General features: G+C 71.3%; 16 protein-coding genes. 7 read left to right on the top strand and 9 right to left on the bottom strand.

The features are described from left to right. The first annotated feature begins 233 nt into the window (after positions 1–233). Complete coding sequence (locus MXD59_RS06230; protein WP_248823810.1) at positions 234–1,577, top strand: lamin tail domain-containing protein; 1,344 nt, start codon at positions 234–236, stop codon at positions 1,575–1,577. A 440-nt stretch (positions 1,578–2,017) separates the two neighbouring features. Here the strand turns inward: MXD59_RS06230 and MXD59_RS06225 are convergent, their stop codons facing one another. The 5 genes from MXD59_RS06225 to MXD59_RS06205 all read right to left on the bottom strand — a co-directional run bounded on the left by MXD59_RS06225 (position 2,018) and on the right by MXD59_RS06205 (position 6,555). Next, on the bottom strand, positions 2,018–3,061 hold the full coding sequence (locus tag MXD59_RS06225; RefSeq protein ID WP_248823809.1) for a S66 family peptidase: 1,044 nt from the start codon (positions 3,059–3,061) through the stop codon (positions 2,018–2,020). A 105-nt stretch (positions 3,062–3,166) separates the two neighbouring features. Beyond that, complete coding sequence (locus MXD59_RS06220) at positions 3,167–3,973, bottom strand: enoyl-CoA hydratase-related protein (protein ID WP_248823808.1); 807 nt, start codon at positions 3,971–3,973, stop codon at positions 3,167–3,169. Beyond that, on the bottom strand, positions 3,970–4,440 hold the full coding sequence (locus MXD59_RS06215) for a pyridoxamine 5'-phosphate oxidase family protein (protein ID WP_248823861.1): 471 nt from the start codon (positions 4,438–4,440) through the stop codon (positions 3,970–3,972). Before MXD59_RS06215 ends, MXD59_RS06220 begins: the two co-directional genes overlap by 4 nt. A 77-nt stretch (positions 4,441–4,517) precedes the next feature. Further along, positions 4,518–5,891 (bottom strand): GDSL-type esterase/lipase family protein, encoded by a 1,374-nt coding sequence (locus MXD59_RS06210; protein ID WP_248823807.1) that lies wholly within the window; start codon positions 5,889–5,891, stop codon positions 4,518–4,520. After that, the gene (locus MXD59_RS06205; protein ID WP_248823806.1) at positions 5,884–6,555 is read right to left on the bottom strand and encodes a TetR/AcrR family transcriptional regulator; all 672 of its coding nucleotides are present in this window, start codon (positions 6,553–6,555) and stop codon (positions 5,884–5,886) included. The genes MXD59_RS06210 and MXD59_RS06205 overlap by 8 nt, the downstream gene beginning before the upstream one ends. 94 nt (positions 6,556–6,649) lie before the next feature. Between MXD59_RS06205 and MXD59_RS06200 the strand changes: the two genes are divergently transcribed. The 3 genes from MXD59_RS06200 to MXD59_RS06190 all read left to right on the top strand — a co-directional run bounded on the left by MXD59_RS06200 (position 6,650) and on the right by MXD59_RS06190 (position 11,907). Then, positions 6,650–8,581 (top strand): flavin-containing monooxygenase, encoded by a 1,932-nt coding sequence (locus MXD59_RS06200; protein ID WP_248823805.1) that lies wholly within the window; start codon positions 6,650–6,652, stop codon positions 8,579–8,581. A gap of 314 nt (positions 8,582–8,895) precedes the next feature. Beyond that, positions 8,896–10,620, top strand: a complete 1,725-nt coding sequence (locus MXD59_RS06195) for an N-acyl-D-amino-acid deacylase family protein (RefSeq protein ID WP_248823804.1) — start codon at positions 8,896–8,898, stop codon at positions 10,618–10,620. Positions 10,621–10,683: 63 nt separating this feature from the next. Then, the gene (locus tag MXD59_RS06190; RefSeq protein WP_248823803.1) at positions 10,684–11,907 is read left to right on the top strand and encodes an amidohydrolase family protein; all 1,224 of its coding nucleotides are present in this window, start codon (positions 10,684–10,686) and stop codon (positions 11,905–11,907) included. 91 nt (positions 11,908–11,998) lie between these two features. On the opposite strand, the gene MXD59_RS06185 is transcribed toward MXD59_RS06190, so the two are convergent. Both MXD59_RS06185 and MXD59_RS06180 read right to left on the bottom strand, forming a co-directional pair. After that, positions 11,999–12,814, bottom strand: coding sequence for an SDR family NAD(P)-dependent oxidoreductase (locus tag MXD59_RS06185; protein WP_248823802.1), 816 nt, complete (start codon positions 12,812–12,814; stop codon positions 11,999–12,001). Between the two features lie 11 nt (positions 12,815–12,825). Beyond that, positions 12,826–13,677 (bottom strand): mycofactocin-coupled SDR family oxidoreductase, encoded by an 852-nt coding sequence (locus MXD59_RS06180; RefSeq protein ID WP_248814631.1) that lies wholly within the window; start codon positions 13,675–13,677, stop codon positions 12,826–12,828. A gap of 771 nt (positions 13,678–14,448) precedes the next feature. Here MXD59_RS06180 and MXD59_RS26870 point away from each other — a divergent pair. The 3 genes from MXD59_RS26870 (at position 14,449) to MXD59_RS06165 (ending at position 18,731) form a co-directional block, all read left to right on the top strand. After that, the gene (locus MXD59_RS26870) at positions 14,449–15,465 is read left to right on the top strand and encodes a hotdog domain-containing protein (protein ID WP_248823801.1); all 1,017 of its coding nucleotides are present in this window, start codon (positions 14,449–14,451) and stop codon (positions 15,463–15,465) included. Positions 15,466–15,469: 4 nt separating this feature from the next. Continuing rightward, positions 15,470–16,807: a DUF427 domain-containing protein gene (locus tag MXD59_RS06170; protein ID WP_248823800.1), complete on the top strand. Its 1,338-nt coding sequence runs from the start codon at positions 15,470–15,472 to the stop codon at positions 16,805–16,807. A 139-nt stretch (positions 16,808–16,946) separates the two neighbouring features. Continuing rightward, positions 16,947–18,731 carry a GGDEF domain-containing protein gene (locus MXD59_RS06165; protein WP_248823799.1) on the top strand — a complete coding sequence of 595 codons (1,785 nt, stop codon included), beginning with the start codon at positions 16,947–16,949 and terminating at the stop codon, positions 18,729–18,731. 49 nt (positions 18,732–18,780) lie between these two features. Here the strand turns inward: MXD59_RS06165 and MXD59_RS06160 are convergent, their stop codons facing one another. Next, positions 18,781–20,433 carry a class I adenylate-forming enzyme family protein gene (locus tag MXD59_RS06160; RefSeq protein WP_248814635.1) on the bottom strand — a complete coding sequence of 551 codons (1,653 nt, stop codon included), beginning with the start codon at positions 20,431–20,433 and terminating at the stop codon, positions 18,781–18,783. Between the two features lie 2 nt (positions 20,434–20,435). Beyond that, on the bottom strand, positions 20,436–21,224 hold the full coding sequence (locus MXD59_RS06155; RefSeq protein ID WP_248814636.1) for an enoyl-CoA hydratase/isomerase family protein: 789 nt from the start codon (positions 21,222–21,224) through the stop codon (positions 20,436–20,438). Positions 21,225–21,226: the final 2 nt, after the last annotated feature.

Here is a 21,226-nt window from a genome sequence, read left to right as displayed (position 1 = left end):
TCGTCGCCGGTGTGCGGAAGGCTTCGCCACGGCAGGGAGCGGGGTTTCCCCCCTGCCTGGTCCGTGGAACAGGAGTCCGCTCCGTGCGCCGATGGTCACGTGGTTCCCTACCTTCCCTGCCGACATCTGCCCCGTCGGCAGCTACCCCACCGGCGGCTTCCCGATCGGTGTGGTCACGGTCGCGCTCGGGGTCGCACCGCCGGCCCGCGATCGCCGCGGCGGGGACAGCGCTGGTGCTGGGCCTGGCGAGTGTCGCCGGCCTGGTGGCGCTGCCCCAGGCGGCCCAGGCGGCGACGACGGTGCGGATCAACGAGATCGAGTCCAGCGGCGGCAGCCCGGGTGACTGGGTGGAGCTCGCGAACACCGGGACGACCGCGGTGGACGTCTCCGGCTGGAGCGTGCGGGACAACGACGACACCCACGTGTTCACGATCCCGGCCGGCACCTCCGTGGCCGTCGGCGGCCACCTGGTCCTCGACGTGGACCCCGTGTTCGGGCTCGGCGCCGCCGACTCGGTGCGGCTCTACCAGGCCGGCGTCACCACCCCGGTCGACTCCTACACCTGGACGTCGCACGCGTCGACGACCTACGGGCGCTGCCCCGACGCCACCGGGGCGTTCACGACCACCGCGGCGTCCACCCGCGGGGCGACGAACTCCTGCCCGCCGGCGACCTGGCCGGGCGGCAGCGCCGTGTCCGTCGCCGACGCGGCGAACGTGTTCGGGGAGAACCTCAGCGGCCTGTCGTTCGAGAACGCAAGCCAGCTGTGGGCGGTGAAGAACGGCCCCGGCACCCTCTACCGACTGGTCCCCAGCGGGTCGAACTGGACGCCGGACACCACCGGTGGCTGGACGTCCGGCAAGGCCCTGCACTACCCCGGCGGCACCGGTGACCCGGACGCCGAGGGCGTCGTCACCACCCCGGACGGACTGTTCGTCGCCACCGAGCGCAACAACGCCAACAGCGGCGTGAGCCGCCCGGAGATCCTCCGGTTCGACGCCACCTCCAGCGCGTCCGCGCTGACCGCGACGGGGGAGTGGAACCTCACCGCCGACCTGCCGGCGGTGGCCGCGAACAGCGGACTGGAAGCCATCTCGTGGATTCCCGACTCCTACCTGACCGCGCACGGCTTCCATGACGACCACACCGGCGCCGCCTACAACCCGGCGAGCTACCCCGGGCACGGCACCGGCCTGTACTTCGCCGGGCTGGAGGCGAACGGCTCCGTCTACGCCTACGCGCTCAACCAGGCCGGCACCACCTACACCCGGGTCGCCACGTTCGCGAGCGGGTTCTCCGCCGTCATGGACCTGGAATTCGATCCGAGTACCGGTCACCTGTGGGCGGAATGCGACGACACCTGCCAGGGTCGGACGGCGGTCCTCGACATCAACGCGTCGGGAGTCTTCGCCGGCACCGCCGTGTACGCGCGTCCCAGCGGAATGAGCAACTACAACAACGAGGGATTCGCGCTCGCACCCGCGGCGAGCTGCTCCGGCGGATCCCGTCAGGTCGTCTGGTCCGATGACAGCAACGATGGCGGCCACGCCCTGCGCCGCGGAACTCTGACCTGCTGACCTGTTGACCTGTGTGCGAGCGCCCGCTCAGCCCGGCCGGCGCTCGCACACAGGAGGATTCGTCAGGCGGCGCCGCCGACAGCACATGCACCCGGCACCACACCGCCGGGGGTCGACGTCGAGCAGGGCGACCCGCAGCCGGTGCACACTCACCCGATCACCGTAGTGAGCGGGATCCGGGCTGCGGGGGCTGGTACGGCCAGTGACACGAGGACGAGGAACGACCGCGCATTCAACCAGAACGGTGCGGGCCCCCGATCCGTGCAGCTACCGCACCGCGGCGCCAGCGCTGGCGCGTTCGAGCGCCAGGCTGCTCTCTGACCCACCCATCCAGTCGCGGTTCTTCTGGTCCCTCGACCATGAGCGCGGCGTGACATCCCATGGTTTGCCCGGTCTGTCCGGCTCGCCGACGCTGTGACGGTGATCCGAGAGGCTCAGGTTCAGTAGGTGACGATGATCCGGCGCGCCGGGCCGTCCACCCGGATTCGTCCTCCGACGGGGATCACGAGTTGCGGGTCGGTGTGGCCAAGGTCGACGTCGAACACTGTCATGGTGCGGGGAGCGTACTGCCGGAGAGCCCGTATGACGGCCGCACGCTGTTGCTGGCGGAAGTGCGCTTTCTCCTGAGTACTGAGCGGCTTCTCGAACGACCAGCTTTTAGCCCTACCCATCAGCAGCGCGGGAAACTGTTGCAGTAGCCCTCGCTCGCCCATGTTCCGAAGAATCCGGTAGACCTCCTCGGCGCGTGGCATTTCCTCGGAAGTCTCCAGGAACAACACGTTGCCTGCGTAGGCGTCAACCGGTTGTACTGTGCGGTCGGCCATCAGTAGCCAGGAGATGATCTCCAGATTGCCGCCCCAGCTGATGCCTTCGACCACCCGGTCGCCGTTGTGCCAGGACCAGCCGTCCGCGGGTTCCATCTCCGGTTCGGACCCGAAGGTGTGCGGGTCCTCCCACGGTCGGCCAACGTCCCCACAGGTGTTTGACGAGGTGAGTTCATACTTGCCAGAGGTGAACAACGCCGACCGAAGGGAGCCCTCGGTCATCGGGTGCATCGCGCCGGGCCGTCCGAACTCGACCATCACTGAGCCACCGTGGTAGCCGACGATGCCCAGGTTTCGCAGGAACAGCAGCAGGTTCGTGTTGTCGCTGTAGCCGAAGAACGGCTTGGGGTTGGCGCGGAGGAGAGTGTGGTCGAGGTGCGGGAGGACAGTGATCTGGTCGTCGCCGCCAATGCTGGCGAGCACCGCCTTGATGCCGGGGTCCGCGAAGGCCGCGTGGATGTCCGCGGCCCGTTCCTGCGGCGTGGCACCCATCTTCCGGCTCGTCGGATATTCGACTGGCTTCAGACTGAAATCCTCCAGGAGCCTGCGCAGGCCCAATTCGTAGGGCAGCGGGAAGAGACCGGGCAGGCCGGAGGAAGGGGACAGCACTGCGATCCGGTCTCCTGGACGGGGCTTGGTTGGGTAAAGGGGATCAGTCATCTGCCGATCGTAGGAGGCGGTGGCATGATGCCGCCTTCCGTGAAGATCCCTTCAATTGGGCTGCCTGGGTGGGCTGGCTGCCTGTCGGACCGGTGGGGGTGCGGCTCAGTGGGCCTTCCAGACCGGGGGGCGGCGTTCGAAGAAGGCGTCGATGCCCTCGCGGAAATCGGCGGTTCCCATGAGGTCGGCGTGGGCGGCGTCGCTGCGGGCCCAGATCTCCGTCTCGTCGGGAGCGATCTCGTGACGGGCGATGCCCAGGGCCGCGCGCACGGCCAGCGGTGCGTTGGCGTTGACCCGCTCGGCCAGTGCGAGCGCGCCCTCGAGGGCCCCACCGGGCTCGGTGAGGACGTTGACCAGGCCGAGACGTTCGGCCCGTTCGGCGGACAGGTCGTCCCCGGTGGCGAGCAGCTCGAAGGCGACGTTGCGCGGCAGCACCCGGGAGATCCGGAAGGCACCGCCGAAGTCGGGCATCAGGCCCCGCTTGACCTCGGGTAGGCCGAACCGTGCGTCGCGGGCGGCGACCACCAGATCGCAGCACAGCACGAGTTCGACCCCGCCGCCGAGCGCGAAACCCTCGACCGCGGCGATCAGCGGTTTGGTCCGCTGCCGGTGGATGAGCCCCACCAGGCCACCGCGTTCGGTCGGTTCGCCGGCGCCGGTCCTCAGATCGGCGCCGGCGGAGAACATCCGCGGCCCGCCGGTGAGGATGGCGCACCACAGCTCGGGATCATCCTCGACCTCGTTCATCGCCTGGTCGATGCCCGCGGCGATGGCGGGGTTGAGCGCGTTGCGTTTGGCCTCCCGGTCGATCCGGATCACCAGGGTCCGGCCGTGCCGGTGCGTGGTGACCGGCTGGGGCCCGTCCACCCCGGTTGGACGGGCGGAGTCGACCGGGGTGGCGGGGATCGTCATCGGCCGAGCTTGCGGTGGTCCCAGGAGGCCGCCTTCTCGGGGGTCAGGCGCAGCCAGCCGTGCCGGCCGTCGTGGAACATCGAGCCGTCGGGGCGGCCGCCGTACTTGGCGGCGAACAGCCGCTCGGGCGTGGCGAGTTCGGGGGCGTCCTCGTCGCCGGTGCGGGGGACCGGGCCGACCGGCTCGAAGCGGCCGCGCAGCTCCACGCCGTGCAGCTCGGTGAACCCGCCGCCACCGTCGACGACGACGGCCGCCCGGGGGTCGCGCCGCACGTCCGTCCAGCGCTGGCTGCGCACGATCGAGTAGAGCCACAGGGACGTGCCGTCCCAGACGAACCACAGCGGGCTCAGATGCGGGGCACCCGAGGAGGTCAGCGTCGCGACGCGGCAGATGCGTTCCTCGGTCAGCAGTGTGTCGACCTCCGCGCCGGTCAGCGCGATCTTCCGGCCGCGGCGCTGGGTCTCGATCAGGTCAGGCTGCATGGATTCTCCTGCTGGGGTTGTGGTTGCGGCCAGTGGGGGCTGGCGCTGTCCGTGCGCGGTGCTCACCGCCTGGTGGCCGCCAGGGTGAGCACCGCGTCCGCGGCCACCCGACCCATGACCTGGTAGGCCGCCCGGTTGGGATGCAGGTAGTCGCCGGCGCTACCGGCGCTGCTGGGCACGAACGGCGCCGGCAGCGTCCCGGTGGCCGGGTCGGTCACGGCGGCGGCCAGGTCGGCGGTGGCATCGAAGACACCGCTGGTGAGGATGAACTCGTTGAGTTCCCGGCGGTACCGGTCCACCTGGTGGCCGCCGATGTGGGCGGCCAGCTCCGCGCCGACCGACCGCAGCGGGCTGTCCGCCGGCGGCGTGCCACCGGGGGCCAGCGCGGGTGGGATCGTCGCGCCGACCACCCGCACCCCGGCGTCGTGCAGCACGTCGACCACCTGCCGGTAGCCGGCCAGCACGGGCCCCGGGGTGCCCCGGCCGATCCCCAGATCGTTGATCCCCTCGAGCCAGACCACCACGTCGAGCCCGGACAGGCCGAGCACGTCCCGGTGGACCCGCACCGTCGCCGGCTGCCCGATCATCGCCGCGGCCACCGCGTTGCCACCGATCCCCTGGTTGACCACGCTCACCCGGTCGCCGAGCGCGGCGTGCAACCGGCGCGACATCGCGTTCGACCAGCGGTCGTACCCGCCGTGGGTGGAGAACGTGCCGTCGGTCAGGGAGTCACCGAACGCACAGACCACCAGGGTGGCATCCGGTAACCACATGTCGACGGCCTCGACGAACAGCACCGAGTTGATCGTGTAGGGGTAGGCGTGGTCATCCGGCGCGCCGGTCTGGTCGCCCGAACCCGGCGGGCTCAGATAGCCGGTGACCAGGCCGTCGGAGTGGGCACTGATCGGCCCGGACGCGCCGCGCACCGCGAGGCTGACCGCGAGCTCGCGACCGGCCAGCCAGCGTGGGGTGATCCGGTCGACGAACGGCAGGGCGACCGGGTCGCTGAACCTGCGCTCGCCGGGCGGGATCGTCACCTCCGGTCGGCCCTCGAAGGTCAGGGCGACCGAGGTGCCCTCGACCAGGTTCGCCTGGTACTCCCGTAATGCCACCGACGCGGCGCCGAAGGTCACGGCGTTCGGGCCGAACGCGTTGGACAGCCGCACCCGGGCGACGGCGCCCCACACGTCCGGCTTGACGATCATGCGGATGGTCTGGTCGCGGGCGCCGTCGGTGACGGGGCGGGTGAGGGCGAAGGAGAGGTCGGGCTGCGGCATGTACGCCGCCACCGCGGCGCCGGGCGGGGCGAGCGGGCCGAACGGGCCGGCGATCGACGTCGACCACGACGCCACCCATCCCGCGCCGCGGTCGGCCGCCGCCGGCCCGGACGTCGCGTCCTGGCGACCGGAGTCAGCCAGGCGACCGGAGTCAGTCATGGGTGCGCGCGTCTCCCGGAACCTGCTCCGCCGTTGCCGGGTTGTCGAGCTGTGTGACCTGGCCCGGGGCCGAGAGGAAACCGATGGTTCCCGTGATGGCGGCATGGGCCAGGGCGCTGGCGGTCTGCCAGTCGCGGCCGGCGTCGATGATGACGGCGGCGGTGAAATGGGAGCTCAGATGGGCTCCCACGGTGGTGAGCAGCGCGTCGGGCGGAGGGCCGCGGTGGCCCTGTTCGTGCCACAGGGTCGCGGCGATCTCGAGGATCCGGTCGTTCCAGCCGCGCCGGGTGGACAGCTGGAACGTGGCGAGGTCCGGCGGCAGATCGGTGCGGGCGGCCATCTCCCAGTAGCCGGGGCCGATGGAGGCGTTCATCCGGTGGGCCGCATCACAGGTCGCCCGCAGCCACTGGTCGACGTCGCCGCGAAAAGGTGGCAGCGACCGCAGGTAGTGCGTCATCGCGGCCTGGAAGGCGCTGGCGATGAGCTTCTCGCGCGTACCGAAGAGCCGGAACAGCGTGCGCCGGCTCACCCCGGACGCCTCGGCGAGCTGGTCCATGGTCGCGTCGACGCTGTTCTCGATCACGTACCGGCGAGCAGCGGTGAGCACATGCTCGAGTGCTGCCTGCCGCTTCACCTCCGCGAGGGGTCGGGTGGTCACCGGCATGGGGCCACGGTAGCCGTTGACACCCATTAGTGCCACGTACGACGCTGTGCGGTGCACAAGCGAAGGATCTGCGGGTTGGCGTGGAAGGACATTCATGGCGCACGGTCATCTGCACGTCGAACCTGTCACTGACGGAGACGACGAGATCGCGGCGGCGCTCGAGGACGTCTCGGTTCCGGCGCTCACCGCCGTCCTCGTCGGGCTCACCGGTGACCCCGCCCCTGTGCGCGGGCCGATCCGGCCCCGGCAGTGGGTGCACAACGAGTTCCAGGGCGCGCTCACCGAGGACGAGAAGGCGCTGCTGCGCCGCGACGCGCTGGCGGTCATCCGGTCCTGGCGGGACGCCGGCTGCCCCCCGGCGAAGGAGCTCGACCCCGCCCTGGTACACGAGATCATGAACTGGATCGCCTGCGAGCCGGTGCCCGACGACTACGTGGCGATGTACCGCGACGAGATGGATCTCGAGGGGCGCAACCCACGGGCGATCCGGCTGCCCGACCCCGAGCAGGTTCCGCTCGACCCGGGGTTCGGCGTTCTCGTCATCGGCTGCGGCGAGTCCGGCCTGCTCGCCGGGATCCGGCTCAAGGAGGCCGGTATCCCGTTCACGATCCTCGAGAAGAACGCCGACGTCGGCGGAACCTGGTACGAGAACCGGTACCCGGGCGCCCGGGTCGACGTCGCCAGCCACTACTACAACTACTCGTTCGGTCCGAACGACAGCTTCAGCGAGTACTACGCCCGCCAACCCGAGCTGTACCGCTACTTCCGTGCCCGCTTTGACGAGCACGGCATCGGTGCGCACGTCCGCTGGCGTTGTGAGGTCGAGCGGGCCGTCTGGGACGACGACGGCGCGCGCTGGCAGGTCACCTACCGCACCGCGGACGGCACCACGCACACGGCGTCCGCGAGTGCGCTGATCAGCGGGGTCGGCCTGCTGAGTCGACCGCTGATCCCCGACATCCCCGGGCTCGCCGACTTCGCCGGCCCGGCGTTCCACTCGGCGCAGTGGGATGAGCGGGTCGACCTGGGCGGCCGGCGGGTGGCGCTGATCGGCGCCGGGGCCAGCGGGTTCCAGCTCGGGCCGGCGGTCGTCGACGAGGTCGAGCGGCTCACCGTCTTCCAGCGGACCCCGCAGTGGATGGCGCCGAACCCGCGCTACCACGACCAGATCCGGCCGGGGGAGCGGTGGGCGATGCGCCACCTGCCCGGCTACGGCCGGTGGTACCGGTTCATGCTGATGTGGCAGTCCAGCGACCGGCTGCTGGAACTGGTCCGGGTGGACCCCGAGTGGCCCGACTTCCCGCGCACCGCCAACGCGTTCAGCGCCACCCGCCGGGAGGCCTTCGTCCGCTGGATCGACGAGCAGGTCGGCGACGATCCCGACCTCGCCCGCAAGGTCACACCCGACTACCCGCCGATGGCCAAGCGCATGCTGCAGGACAACGGCAGCTGGCTGCGCTGCCTGCGACGCCCCCACGTCGACCTGGTCAACGACCAGATCCTGCGGGTCGAACCGGATGCCATCGTCACCACCGCCGGACGCCACGAGGTCGACGTCATCGTCATGGCGACCGGGTTCCGGGCCAGCGAGGTGCTCTGGCCGATGGAGATCGTCGGCCGGGGCGGGGTGTCGCTGACCGACGTCTGGCAGGGGCGACCCGCGGGCTACCTCAACATCACGGTTCCGGACTTCCCGAACCTGTTCATCCTCGGCGGTCCGGCGACCAGCCTCGCCCACGCCGGCAGCGTCATCTTCCTCACCGAATGCCAGATGCGCTACGTCGGGGACGCGCTGGCGCTGCTGGCCGGCGGTCGGCGGTCGATCGAACCGACACCGACGGCCTACGCCCGTTACGCCGAGGATCTCCAGGCCGAGATCGGCACGCTGATGTGGGGCCACCCCTCGATCGAGCACTCCTGGTACAAGGCCGCCGACGGCCGGGTGTACGTCCTGTGCCCCTGGCGACTCGTCGACTACTGGGCGATGACCGCTCGACTGAAACCGGAGGACCACACTGTGAGCTGACCGGGTGGCTTTTCCGAAACCGACCCGCGGGCACGGTCCGGGCGGGATTTCGGTTGGTCCGGCACCGTGTCCTCCCGGTTCCTCCGGGTATTTTTTCCGCTGTTTTCGAGAGCGGCTTCTTGCTATTCCCGTCCGCCTGGCAGCGGCTGTTCTGGTCTGTTGTCGAATCGATCCCCAGTGTGTTCGACCGGTTCGGCAGAGAAGCGTGGGAACTCCCTTGACGGGATGATTTTCGGGACTCACTATCAAGGCAATCTCCATGGTGAGACCGAATTCATAACGGCCTGCACGACGGCCTGAGGGAGGACCGTGTAATGGCGACCTACGATCTGGTCATCAAGGGTGGAACCGTCATCGACGGGTTACAGACGCCGCGGTATCGGGCGGATGTCGCCATCGCCGGCGGGAAGATCGTCCACATCGGAAAGGTGCGTTCCTCCGACGCCGCGGAGGTCGTCGACGCCACCGGCCGGGTCGTGGCACCGGGCGTGGTGGACCTGCACACCCACTACGACAGCCAGCTGTTCTGGGATCCGTGGTGCACGATGTCGGGCTGGCACGGTGTCACCAGCGTCGTCATCGGCAACTGCGGGTTCGGCTTCGCCCCCTGCAAGCCGGTCGACCGTGAGCGGGCGATGCTCAGCCTGTCGCGCAACGAGGCCGTCCCGATGGAGACGATGCGCCAGGGCATGCCGTGGGACTGGGAGACCTTCCCCGAGTTCCTCGACAGCGTCGAGCGCACGCCCAAGGGCGTGAACGTGATGTCCTTCGTGCCGCTGGCCCCGCTCTACGGCTACGTCGTCGGTCTGGACGTGGCCAAGGGCAGGCCCGTCACCGACGAGGAGCTGCAGCTCATGTGCAAGCTCCTGATCGAGGGGATGGAGGTCGGTGGCTGCGGTCTGTCGGCGCAGATCCTCGGGGACGTCGGCAACGTGCAGCTCGACTACGACGGCACCCCCATGGTGACCGACCTGATGAGCGAACGGGACCTGCGGGCGTTCAGCCAGGCCCTGGGCGCGCTCGGGCGCGGGGTGGCGCAGGTGACCTCGCCGCTGGAGACCGCGGCGTTCATGGCCCGCGAGAGCGGGCGGCCGATCATCTGGAACGCCCTGCTCGCCGACGGCGCGCTCAACCAGCACGGCGGCCAGCAGATGTCGCACCGCGACGCCCTGACCCGCCTCACCGAGCTCAACGAGCAGGAGGGCCTGCGGGTCTTCGCCCAGGCGCTCACGACCAACTTCGCCTCCGAGTTCACCCTGGAGGACTACAACCTGGCGGATGCGATTCCCTGCTGGAAGGAGGCGCTGATCGGCACGATCGCCGAGAAGCGGGTGAAGCTCGCCGACCCGCGGCGCCGGGCGCAGATGAAGCAGGTGCACGCCGAGCGCGGTGGTCTGTTCGGCGCCGGCTACGTGCTCGCCGACATCAAGTGCCACTGGATCTCCAGCGACGTCGCGGACGCCCGCACGCTCAAGGACACCTACGAGGGCTACACCATCGGCGAGATCGCCGCGCGGGAGAACAAGCACCCGATCGACGCGATGCTCGACCTGGCCGTCGCCGGTGAGCTGCGGGTCGGCTTCGCCACACCGCTGCTGCGCACGCCGCCGCAGGCCATGAAGGAGATCGCCACCGGGTCGGTCTCGCTGCCCGGGGTCAGCGACGGCGGCGCGCACACCAAGTTCGTCACCACCGCCCGCTACCCGAGCGAGCTGCTCGGCCTGTGGGTGCGCGAGCACGAGATCATGTCGCTGGAGCAGGCGCACTGGCGGCTGTCCGCCTACCCGGCGCAGGCCGCGGGCCTCAAGGGCCGCGGTTTCCTCGCCGAGGACGCGCCCGCCGACGTCATCGTCTACGACCCGGACACGGTGGACAGCCTTCCCGCCGAGCGGGTCTGGGACTATCCCGCCGGTGAATGGCGGCTCATCCAGAAGGCCACCGGCTATGACCGGATCGTGGTGAACGGCACGACCACCTTTGTCGACGGTGAATGCACACAGACCACTCCCGGTCGGCTGCTGCGACACGGCACCGAATGACCGTCCGACCGATCCAGCAGATCCGACCGATCCGGTTCGACCAGACAGCAGAAGGCATTTGACGTGACCGACATTTCCGGATTAGCCGCAGTTTTCGACGCCGACAACCACTACTGGGAATCCAGCGACGCCTTCACCCGGCATCGCGATCCGGCTTTTCTCGACCGTGGACTGCGGGTCGTCGAGCGAGACGGCGAGATTCGCTACCTCCTCGGTGATCGGGCCCATCCGATCCTGCCCGGGCCGGGCGACGTGCATCCCCGTCCCCGTCCCGGCGCGCTCTACGACTACTTCGGTGGACGCGGCGACAAGGGTTCGGTCGGCGCGGAACTGGCCTGCGAGGCACCGGCGGACCATCCCGACTGGTTCCAGCGGGACGCCCGACTGCGCCGCATGGACGAACAGGGCCTGGCCGCCGTCTGGATGTTCCCGTCCCACGCGGTGTGCGTGGAAGGTCCGATGCAGCCCGACATCGAGGCGTCCATCGAGGTGCTGCGGGCGTTCAACCGGTGGCTCGAGGAGGACTGGGGCTTCGCCTACCAGAACCGGATCTTCGGCGTGCCGTTCCTGACCCTGTCCGACCTGGACCGGGCGGTCACCGAACTGGAGTGGTGCGTCGGGCGGGGCGCGCGGGTGGTGAGCATCCGCAACGGCCCGGTGTTCACCCCCGAGGGCTACCGGTCACCCGCCGATCCGCGGTTCGACCCGTTCTGGGCCCGGGTCCAGGAGGCCGGGATCGTCGTCGCCCCGCACGCCGGGTTCGACGACGGCTACCGGGAGGTCGAGGCGGCGATCGCGCAGAGCTGGGGCTACCACGAGACCAGTCGCGGCGGCGACACGAACGCGATCACGCGGGACGTGCCGTTCCTGAAGATGCTGATGAAGCATCGGCTCGTGCACGACTTCGCCGCGGCCCTGGTCGCCCACGGCCTGTTCGAGCGGTTCGGCGACCTGCGGATCGCGTTCATCGAGAACGGCGGCACCTGGGTCGGCCCACTGCTGCACGGTCTGCAGGTGATGCAGGGCCAGAATCCCGGGATGTTCACCGGCTCGCTGGTCGACCAGTTCATCGAGCACTGCTGGGTCGCCCCGTTCGTCGAGGACGACGTGGCGGAGCTCGCCGTGCACCTGCCGGTCGAACGGATCCTGTTCGGCTCCGACTGGCCGCACGCCGAGGGGCTCGCCGAGCCGAAGGACTTCCTCGGCGGCCTCGGCTCTTTCTCGGCGCACGACCGGCGGCGCATCATGCACGACAACGCCAGCGAGCTCACCCGGCCCGCGAGGTAACACAGCAGCCGGCCGGAGCGCTCCTGGTGGTCAGGCGCTCCGGCCGGTCCGGACAGTTCTGGCCGGCGAGGTGTTCTGGCCGGTCAGCGGCCTACTGCTGGTCGGGCAGGGTGAGGACGACGCCCGCGGTCTGGCCGCCGTCGATGGCGATCTCGGCGCCGGCGATGAAGGCGGCCCTGTCGGAGAGCAGGAAGACGACGAGCTCCGCGATGTCCGTGGGCAGGCCGGCGCGGCCCAGCGGCGTGGCGGCCAGCCGCTTCTCGGCCACCGGGTCGCCATCGCCGATGACCATCGGGGTCAGCACCGGCCCGGGGAGCACGGCGTTGACCCGGATGCCGTACGGGGCGAGCTCGAGGGCCGCGACCTTGGTGAGGCCGCGCAGCGCCCATTTCGACGAGGAGTAGGCACTGTGCAACGTCCAGGCGGTGGCCGCCGCGGCCGACACGGTGTTCACGATCGCCCCGGCGCCCGCGGCCCGCAGGTGCGGGGCGACCGCCTGCAGGCCGAGGAACGGCCCGAGGCAGTTGATCCGCCACACCCGCTCGAAGTCGGCCGGGTTCTCCCGCTCCAGGGACTCGCGGCGCAGCACACCGGCGTTGTTGACCAGACCGTCGAGACGTCCGAAGCGATCCAGGCCGCCCTGGACGGCCTGCGCCCAGGCCGCCGCGTCGGTGACGTCGAGGGAGACGGCATGAACCGCGTCCGGCAGGGCGTCGGCAAGCTCGTGCACGTCGGGCAGGACGTCACCGGCGATGACACGGCCCCCGGCCGCCACCACCCGCTCGCTGATCGCCCGGCCCTGCCCGCGGGCGGCACCGGTGACCAGCACGACCCGGCCGTCGAGCTCCACGGCGGGCGTGGGGCTGGCGGTCGCGGGCGTGCTGCCGGTGGACGATGGTGTGGTCATGGCTGGCCCGGTCAGATCGCCGACTCGCCCTTGAGCATGGCGCCGGCGTCGATGCGGAAGTTCTGCCCGGTGATGTACTTCGACTCGTCGGAGACGAGGAAGAGCACCAGGTCGCTGACGTCGCTCGGCTCGATGTAGGGGATCGGCATCGCCTGCATGGCCGGGAACGCCAGCTCCGCGTCCTCGCGGGTCGGGTTCTCCAGGTCGGGCCGGAACGCCTTGTAGATGTCGTCGTTCTGCAGCAGGTGGGTGTTGGTGTTGGTGGGGTGCACGGCGTTGAGCCGGATGCTGCTGGCCGCGAGCTGCAGCGCGAGGGTCTGGGTGTACTGGAAGATGACCCGCTTGGCCCACGCGTACCCGACGCCACCGCTGTTGCCCAGGTTCTCCGTGGTCCCCTTCATCATCCCGGCGGTGGAGCCGGTGATGACGATCGACGCGCCGGACTTCAGGTGCGGCAGGCTGACCGCGACGGTGTTCATCGCACCGATCAGGTCGACGTCGGTGCCGTCGACGAACCCGCTGAGCAGGGTGATGTCCTTCCACGGGCAGATGCCGGCGTTGGCGAGGACGATGTCGAGCCGGCCGAAGCGGGCGATCCCCTCGGCCAGGGCGGCCTGCAGCTGCGAGCGCTCGCGGACGTCGGCCCTGACCGCGACGATGCTGCGCCCGAGCGCCTCCACCTCCTTGACGGTCTGGGCGAGGTCCTCCGGCGTGGCCAGCGGGTAGGTGACGGTCTCGATCTGCTCACAGATGTCGACCGCGACGATGTCCGCGCCCTCCTGGGCGAGGCGTACCGCGTGGCTGCGGCCCTGGCCGCGGGCGGCTCCGGTGATGAATGCGACCCTGCCATCAAGCTTGCCCATGGGAGACCCTCCAGTTCGTTCGACGCCTGCTGCGACCGTCGGTCGTCACAGCGACCGGCGCGGCCCGGCCACGCGTCGGCCGGCTCTTCAGTCAGATCGGATGCGGCGACGTCCGGATGACACCTGACATTAGGTGCCAGCGACACCGGGTGCCAGCGACACCGGGTGCCGTTGATGTCGGATGCCTGCGACAGCCGTTCCGGCGATATCCGGTGCGTCGCGACCCGGGCGTTGCGGCCTGTCCGCGGACCATCGCTGACAGGGGTCTCCGGCGCCGAAAGGGACGGGCGGCAACCGCTGCTGCGGCGGGTTCTGGACGGTGTCGCTCCGGCCGAATCATGATCCCCGGTCGTCGCGCCTATGACATCGCACCGCAACGAGCGATGTCAACGCCGACGGGGAGGTCGGCCGATCCCGCGCGATGAACTGGCCGATCCGGCGTGATGGTCAGCCCACAGGGCTGGCCCGGTGCGACAACCCGGTCGCCCGGTGGTCGTGAGAACTCCCCGCCCCGGGGCCCGGGTAACCCACGGTCGCCACCTGGCCGGGTCCCGCCGCAGGCGGCAAACTCGACATCGACCTCATCGCTGACCTTAGAGTCGAACGGGTTCGGCCCCATCGGATCGGCCTGCCGTGCGCCTGCGCCGCGCGCACCCGACGACGGCCCGACGAGGACGACACAGCGGCGACCGCGCGGCGGGGACCAGGCGGGCGACCGCCGAGCGGCGGCGACATGGCGATGACGGGACGGCCGACAGTGACGACACAGCGGTGAGCACGACGGCGAGCCGGGGCACGGCCGGCGCCGGCAAGGGGACCTCGAACGTGATCGGCGAGCTCGCCCTGACGGTCGAGGAGGTCGGCGACGAGCTGCACGGTCTGCTGCCCGCGGTCCCCGAGCTCGCCGTGCCGGGCACGCCATGGCTGCGGGCCTCGGCGCTGGCCGCCCTCGCGGACGTGGTGCTCGGCCTGCTGGGGGTGCGCGAGATCGCCCCACGAGTCCCCGTCACCCTCGCGCTCGACGTGCACCTGTTCCAGGAGATCCCGGCGGGCGGCCAGACGGTGCGGGGAATCGGCCGGACCGTCAAGTCGGGCCAGACGGTCCTGGTGTCCGCGATCGACTTCGTCGGCGAGGACGGCCGCCTGCTCGGCATCGGCAGCAGCATCTTCGTCCCGGCGCCCGACCCGGCACTGCGGATGCCGCCCGGCGGGTGGGCCCTGGACTCGATGCGGCACCTCCGGGGCCGGCTGCGCGAGCCGATCGCCACCCGACTGCGCTGCGAGCCGGTCGTGCCCGGTGTGGTGTCGATGCGGGTGGGGCCGGACATGTCCAACGCCGCCGGCACGCTCAACGGCGGGCTGGTGCCGGTGCTCATGGAGGAGGCGCTGTTCTCGTTGCCGCCGCGGGTGTCCCCGCCGGGCACGACGCTGGCGTCGTTGGGGATCCGGTACCTGCGTCCGGTCCGCCGCGGCCCCGCCGTCGCGACGGCCAGCGTGGCCGGGGGAGAAGCGGCCGGGGGAGAGACCGGCGGGAACGGGTCGGCCGTGGTGCGGGGCGTGGTCGCCACGATCGAGGTGCGGGACGAGGCCACCGACGTCCTGGCCATCCTCGCGACGGCCCGCACGTTCCCGGCCCGCCCGCACCTGCCGACCGCCCGGGGCGTCTCCGATCCTTCCTCCGAGACCAGTCCGTTTCTTCCTGCTGGCCCGGCCGTCCACCCCGGCCCGGCCGTTCACGCAGGTCCAGCCGTTCACGCAGGTCCATCTGTCCACGTCGACGGAGAGTGAGATCATGACAGCTCCAGAGCAGGCGGCCTCCGAACCGGCCGAGGCCGGCGCACCGGCCCTCGTCGCCGTCCCCATCCCGTTGCGGGCCCGGGCCTGGTGGGGGGACCAGCTGATCGCCGAGTCGACCGCGACGGTGTGGGGACGGCAGCCGGATGGGACGTCCGCGCTGTACTTCCCGCGCGAGGATGTGCGGCTCGACCTGTTCACCCCGACGTCGACGCCGGCCACCTGCCCGGTCCGGGGCGGCGCCCAGACCTGGTCGATCGACGGCAAGGTGCCGCCGGCGCTGCGCGGCTGGGGCGCGCCGCCGGTGCCGGGCGCGGTCGTCGACGGGCAGGACGTGGCGTGGCTGTCCACCGAGCCGGCCGCCGGCCTGGAGTGGCTCGCGGGGCTGGTCACGTTCGACCATGACCGGGCGCTCGTCGAGATCGTCGACGGGGTTGACGGGGGCGATCCGCGCGACGTCACCGTCAAGCAGTTCCCGATCTGGGGTGACGTCGCGGATCTGGTCGACATTCTGGACGTGCGCCCGGACGGCGAGCGCCGGTACGTCAGCGGGTTCCTGTCGAGCCCGGGGCGGCCCGTGGTCGAGGCCAGCCAGATGCTCGGCCAGGCGATCGTCGCCGCGAGCCGGCATGCGCCGGGCCGCCGCGTCGTGTCGGCGCACATGGTGTTCTACCGGGCCGCCGACGCCCGCGAGCCGTTGGCGTTCGAGCTCGAGGAGCTCAACAACGGTCGCAGCTTCACCTCCGTCATCGCGCACGTCGACCAGGGTGGCCGGCGGCGCGCGTCCGGGACGCTGCTGCTCGACGTCACCGGAGAGGACGTGTTCCGCCACGCGGCGCCGGCACCGCCGGCCCCGGGGCCCTACGAGTCCGAGCCGCTCGACATGGCGGTCACCGGCCGGGATCTGCGGATCCCGGCCGGGGAGTACGACGACGATCCGGCGGCGCCGGTCGGGCCGCCGACCATCGACACCTGGGTGCGCTTTCGCGCGGTGCCGGCCGACCAGCCGCTGCATGCGGCACTGCTCGCCCAGTTCACCGGGCACATCTCGATCTCGGCGGCGATGCGCCCGCACGCCGGCGTCGGCCAGTGGCAGGCCCACCGCAGCCTGTCCACCGGTATCAACGCGATCGCACTGTCGCTGCACGCCGATATCCGCGCCGACCAGTGGCTGCGCTATCACCATCACTCGACTGTCGCCAACGGGGGAATGACCCACAGCGAGTGCCGGGTGTACACCGAGGACGGGGCGCTGGTCGCGTCGTTCACGGTGGACGCGATGGTCCGGCCGATGCCCGTGCGCCCCGGCACCGGCGACCATCGGACGGCGATGTGAGCGGGCGGCCAGACTGATCATCGATGGCGGGCCGGGCGTCTGGCGTCAGGGCGTCACCATGTGATCGCGTATCGCAGGGTTTTGGCGTGCGCGGGCCGTTGTGCCGGGTGATGCTGGGCGGGGAGGGAGGACGCCGTCCATGCGTCGTGCTGGTGTTCCGCTCGCGACCGACCCGGAGGCCTCGCCCGGCGCGCCGTCCACGTCAGGGGTCGCGCTGGCTCTCCCGCCCGCGGCGCCACTGGGCGGTCGGGCCTTCGTCCTGCTCGCGTGCGCCACCGCGGTGCTGGTCGCCGCCGTCCTCATCCCCCAGGCCGCGCTCGACGGCGGGAGTCGGCGTCCCTTCGAGATCTTCGGGCCGCTGGTCCTGAGCGGATGGTCGCTGCTGCTGGGCGTGGTCGCGGTGCTGCGCACACGCCGGGAGGAGCGGCGCTGGCGGGCGCTGCTGACCGGAGCGCTGGTCTTCGTCGTGGTCGGGGCGATCCAGTGGATCGTGGTCTTCGGCGTGGACCACGACCGGCGGGTGCACTACACCAGTCTGAACGCGGTGCACCTGGTGCCGGTGGGGCTGGCGTTCCTGGCGGTGCTGGCGCTGCCGGGAGAGCCCCGGCGCGACGCGGCCGACCCGCGCCGGGCGAAGCCCGACCTGGGTCGCTACCTGCTGATGCTCCTCGACGGACTGCTCATCGCCGGGTCCGTCCTTCTGCTGCTGTGGGTGGAGGTGCTCGGCGACCTGCACGGCAGCGGACTGTCCGCCGCCCGGTACTGGCTGGGGCTCGGGACCATCCTCGGCAGCGCCGCCCAGCTGTTCGCCCTGCTGCTGCTGCTCACCTTCGGCCGTCCCCGCAGTCCCCGGGCGGTCGTGCTGTACGCGGCCGGCGCGCTGTGCATCACGGTCGCCACCGGCGCGAGCGTCCAGTGGGCGCTGATCCAGCGGGTGGAGATCAACCAGACCGCGAGTGCCTGGGTGGGGCTGGCGCTCGGTCCGCCGCTGCTCGGGCTCGCCATGCTGGTCCCGCCCGGGCGCAGGCGGCCCGGCCCGGGCCTGACGTCCGCGCCGGGCACGCCCGGCCGGTCATGGGGCGACCAGTTCGCGGTGTGGGCGCACGTCTACCTGCCGTACCTGCCGCTGAGCGCCGTCGCCGGGCTGGTGGTGGCGACCGCGGCGCGCGGCGACGCCCTGCGCGGAGTCACCCTGGCGCTGTTCATCGCGCTGGTGGGGCTCGTGCTGATCCGGCAGATGGTGACCGTCGCCCAGAACACCCGGCTCCTGGTCAGTGTGCGCGTCGCCCAGCAGGAGCTGCATTACCAGGTGCTGCACGACCCGCTGACGGGTCTGGGAAACCGGATGCTGTTCGACGCGGAGGTCGCCGACGCGGTCCAGGACCACCGGGCGCACGGAACGCCGGTGGGGCTGCTGTACTGCGACCTGGACGACTTCAAGGCGGTCAACGACACCCTGGGCCATGCCGCCGGTGACGAGCTGCTGCGCGCGGTCGCCGGCCGGATACGCGGCGCGGTGCGCCGGGGGGATCTCGCCGCCCGCATCGGTGGGGACGAGTTCGCCGTGCTGCTGCGCGATCTCGGAAACGACCCACGGGCGGTCGGGGAGCTCACGGCACAGCGGGTCCGCGAGGCCATGTACACCCCGCTGCGGGTCCACGGGCACGACCGTCGGGTGTCCGTGAGTGTCGGGCTCGCGGTGGTGGCCGCGGCCGGTCCGCTGGAGAGCCCGGAGGAGCTGCTGCGGCGTGCCGATCGGGCGATGTACGCGGCGAAGAGCGGCCGGCGCCGCCGCCCCCCAGCGGCCCCCGACCCGGCGGCGGCGCCCGCGACCGGGCCACCCGCCGCCCTACGGCCCGCGCCGCCGACCGGTCATGGTGGCGCCATGACGGACGGCGACCCCGTGATCCCAAGACCCGTGTGACCCGTGACCCCGGTGATCCGGGCCACGGGTGGGTCGGATCCCGCGCGGGTCAGGCCTCGCGCAGACGTTCGGCCAGATCGCTGTCCATCGCCGGGGCGTCCATCACCAGGCGGGAACGGACGATCTTGCCCGAGGCGGTGCGGGGCAGCGGACCCTTCCAGCGCACCAGCTGCTCGGGCAGCTTGCGCTTGGCGATACCCAGCTCCAGCAGATGCGAGATCGCGTCCTGCAGGGTGACGTTCGCGCCGTCGGCGACCGCGACGGCGACCACGAGGCGTTCGCCGGTGGCCGGGTCCGGCAGGCCGAACGTGGCGTGTTCGGTCGAGCCCGGCAGCCCGAGCAACGCCTCGTCGAGCTCGCTCAGCGAGATCTTCAACCCGTTGCGGTTGACGATCTCCTTGAGCCGTCCGACGACGGTCAGCCGGCCGTCGGTGACATCGATCTGGTCGCCGGTGCGGTACCAGTCGTCCTCGAAGGCGCCCTTGTCATCGGCCGGGTCGAGGTAGCCCAGGAACAGGTTCGGACCACGCAGCAGGCCCTCCTGCGGGTGCTCCGACGAGCCGATGCGCACCTCACCGCCGCGGATGGGCACGCCGTCATCGGCCAGCCGCCGCTCACGCGGGTCGTCGGGCAGACTGCCGGAGAACACCGGTGCCTCGGACGAGCCGTACATGCGCACGATCTCGATGCCATAGCGGTCGGTGGCGAGCTCGAGCAGCGGGCGGGGCAGCATCGAGCCGCCGAGGGTGAGCCGGCGCAGCCGCACCGGCACGTCCGGCCCGGCCTCGGCCGCGGCGGTCAGCAGCCGCTGGGGGATGACCGGGGCACCGCCGAGCAGCGTCGGTTCCTCGGCGTTGATCCGCGCCAGGGTGGCCGTCGGACTGAAGCGGTCCTCCAGCAGCAGGGTGCCGTGCCGATCGGCCGCGAGCTGCAGCTGCATCAGGCCGGTGATGCTGGTCAGCGGGCTGACCAGGAACGTCGCCACGTGGTCGTGGGCGACGGACCGCTCGAGGTTGAACAGGCCCGCGGTGAGGGTGTTCAACGAGTGGACGACGCCCTTGGGCCGGCCGGTGGTGCCCGAACTGAACATGATGATCGTGGCGCGGTCGCGGTTCGGTTCGGTCCAGGTGGCCGCCGGCACCGACGGGTCGACCTCGGCGCCGAACAGCTCCAGCGACAGCACCCGGTCCCCGGCCAGGGCCAGGGCCTCGCCGAGTCGTTCGGCCTCCCGGTCGGGCACGAGGATCCACGGATCGGTCGGGAGTGCCTCCAGCGCGAAGCGCACCTCCGCCGCACCGCTGCGCCGGTCCAGCCCGACCACGGTCGTCCTGGCCCGCAGCAGGGACTGGTAGGCGATGACACCCTGATGGGTGTTGCCGGTGACCAGGATCGCGGCGTCGCCGGGGCGGACCCCGCGGGCGGCCAGCGTGGACACCCCGCCGGCGACCGCGGCGGCGAGCTGGGCGTAGCTCAGGCGCACCTCGTTGTCGACGACGGCGAGTGCGTCCGGAGTGCTGGCCGCCGCGGCCTCGATGCCGTCGGCGAGGCGGCGCTCGTCCCACTGGCCCTCGGCCCGGTAACGCTCACCGAGCTCGGCCCGCACCCCCGACAACCGCGGGTAGCGCGCGGTGCGGGCACCACCACTGCCGCCGGTGCCCGTCCCCGTGCTGTCGTCAGAGCCGTTGTCGTTGCCGTCCGCCACGATCAGGCTGCTCCCGTCCTGCTCAACATCCGGGCCAGGTTCTTCTGGAAGGCCGGCTCGTCGAAGGACTCCGATTCGCTGTCGAGCCCACCGGACAACAAGGATGCCACTGCTTGGCGCAAGCCGCTGTTGATGAGCTTTTTCGACTCGACGACCGCCTGGGGCGGCAGGGCGGCGAGGCGGTTGGCGAGCTCGACCGCGGTGGTCACCGACTCGCCGCGGGGCACCACCCGGTTGACCAGGCCCAGGTTCAGCGCCTCGGCCGCGGGAATCCGGTCGCCGAGCAGGATGTACTCCTTGGCCCGCTGCAGGCTGATCAGCAGCGGCCAGACCAGTGCGCCGCCGTCGGCCGCGGTGAGGCCGAGCAGGACGTGCGGGTCGGCGAGGAAAGCCTGTTCCTCGATCACGACCAGGTCGCTCATCGCGGCCAGGCTGCAGCCCAGGCCCACGGCCGGGCCGTTGACGGCGGCGATGATCGGCACCCGCACCGAGGTCATCCCGCGCACGATCGCCGCGGCCTCGGCCATCACCTTGGCGCGCAGCCGGGGGTCGGTGACCATCCGGTCAAGCAGGGCGAGATCACCACCGGCGGAGAACGCCTTGCCAGCGCCGGTGAGGACGACGGCCCGCACCTCGCTCGCCGCGTCGATGGCCGGCCACACCTCGGCGAGGGCGGTGTGCAGCCCCTCGTCGGAGGCGTTCAGGGTGGCGGGACGGTTCAGGGTGACAACCCGGACCGGGCCCCGATCCTCAATGAGTACCGGGGCTTCCGGCTCCTCGTGCTCGACCACGT

The organism is Frankia umida, assembly GCF_023242945.1.
In the GTDB taxonomy this organism is placed as follows: Bacteria; Actinomycetota; Actinomycetes; order Frankiales; family Frankiaceae; genus Frankia; species Frankia umida.
The sequence above is the reverse complement of the archived record's forward strand: the minus strand, read 5'-3'. Positions and strand labels throughout refer to the sequence as shown.

Coding starts and splice junctions, on each gene's coding strand:
- MXD59_RS06225 (WP_248823809.1), bottom strand. CDS start 3,061: ATGACTGATCCCCTTTACCCAACCAAGCCCCGTCCAGGAGACCGGATC.
- MXD59_RS06220 (WP_248823808.1), bottom strand. CDS start 3,973: ATGACGATCCCCGCCACCCCGGTCGACTCCGCCCGTCCAACCGGGGTG.
- MXD59_RS06210 (WP_248823807.1), bottom strand. CDS start 5,891: ATGACTGACTCCGGTCGCCTGGCTGACTCCGGTCGCCAGGACGCGACG.
- MXD59_RS06205 (WP_248823806.1), bottom strand. CDS start 6,555: ATGCCGGTGACCACCCGACCCCTCGCGGAGGTGAAGCGGCAGGCAGCA.
- MXD59_RS06200 (WP_248823805.1), top strand. CDS start 6,650: ATGGCGCACGGTCATCTGCACGTCGAACCTGTCACTGACGGAGACGAC.
- MXD59_RS06195 (WP_248823804.1), top strand. CDS start 8,896: ATGGCGACCTACGATCTGGTCATCAAGGGTGGAACCGTCATCGACGGG.
- MXD59_RS06185 (WP_248823802.1), bottom strand. CDS start 12,814: ATGACCACACCATCGTCCACCGGCAGCACGCCCGCGACCGCCAGCCCC.
- MXD59_RS06180 (WP_248814631.1), bottom strand. CDS start 13,677: ATGGGCAAGCTTGATGGCAGGGTCGCATTCATCACCGGAGCCGCCCGC.
- MXD59_RS06170 (WP_248823800.1), top strand. CDS start 15,470: ATGACAGCTCCAGAGCAGGCGGCCTCCGAACCGGCCGAGGCCGGCGCA.
- MXD59_RS06165 (WP_248823799.1), top strand. CDS start 16,947: ATGCGTCGTGCTGGTGTTCCGCTCGCGACCGACCCGGAGGCCTCGCCC.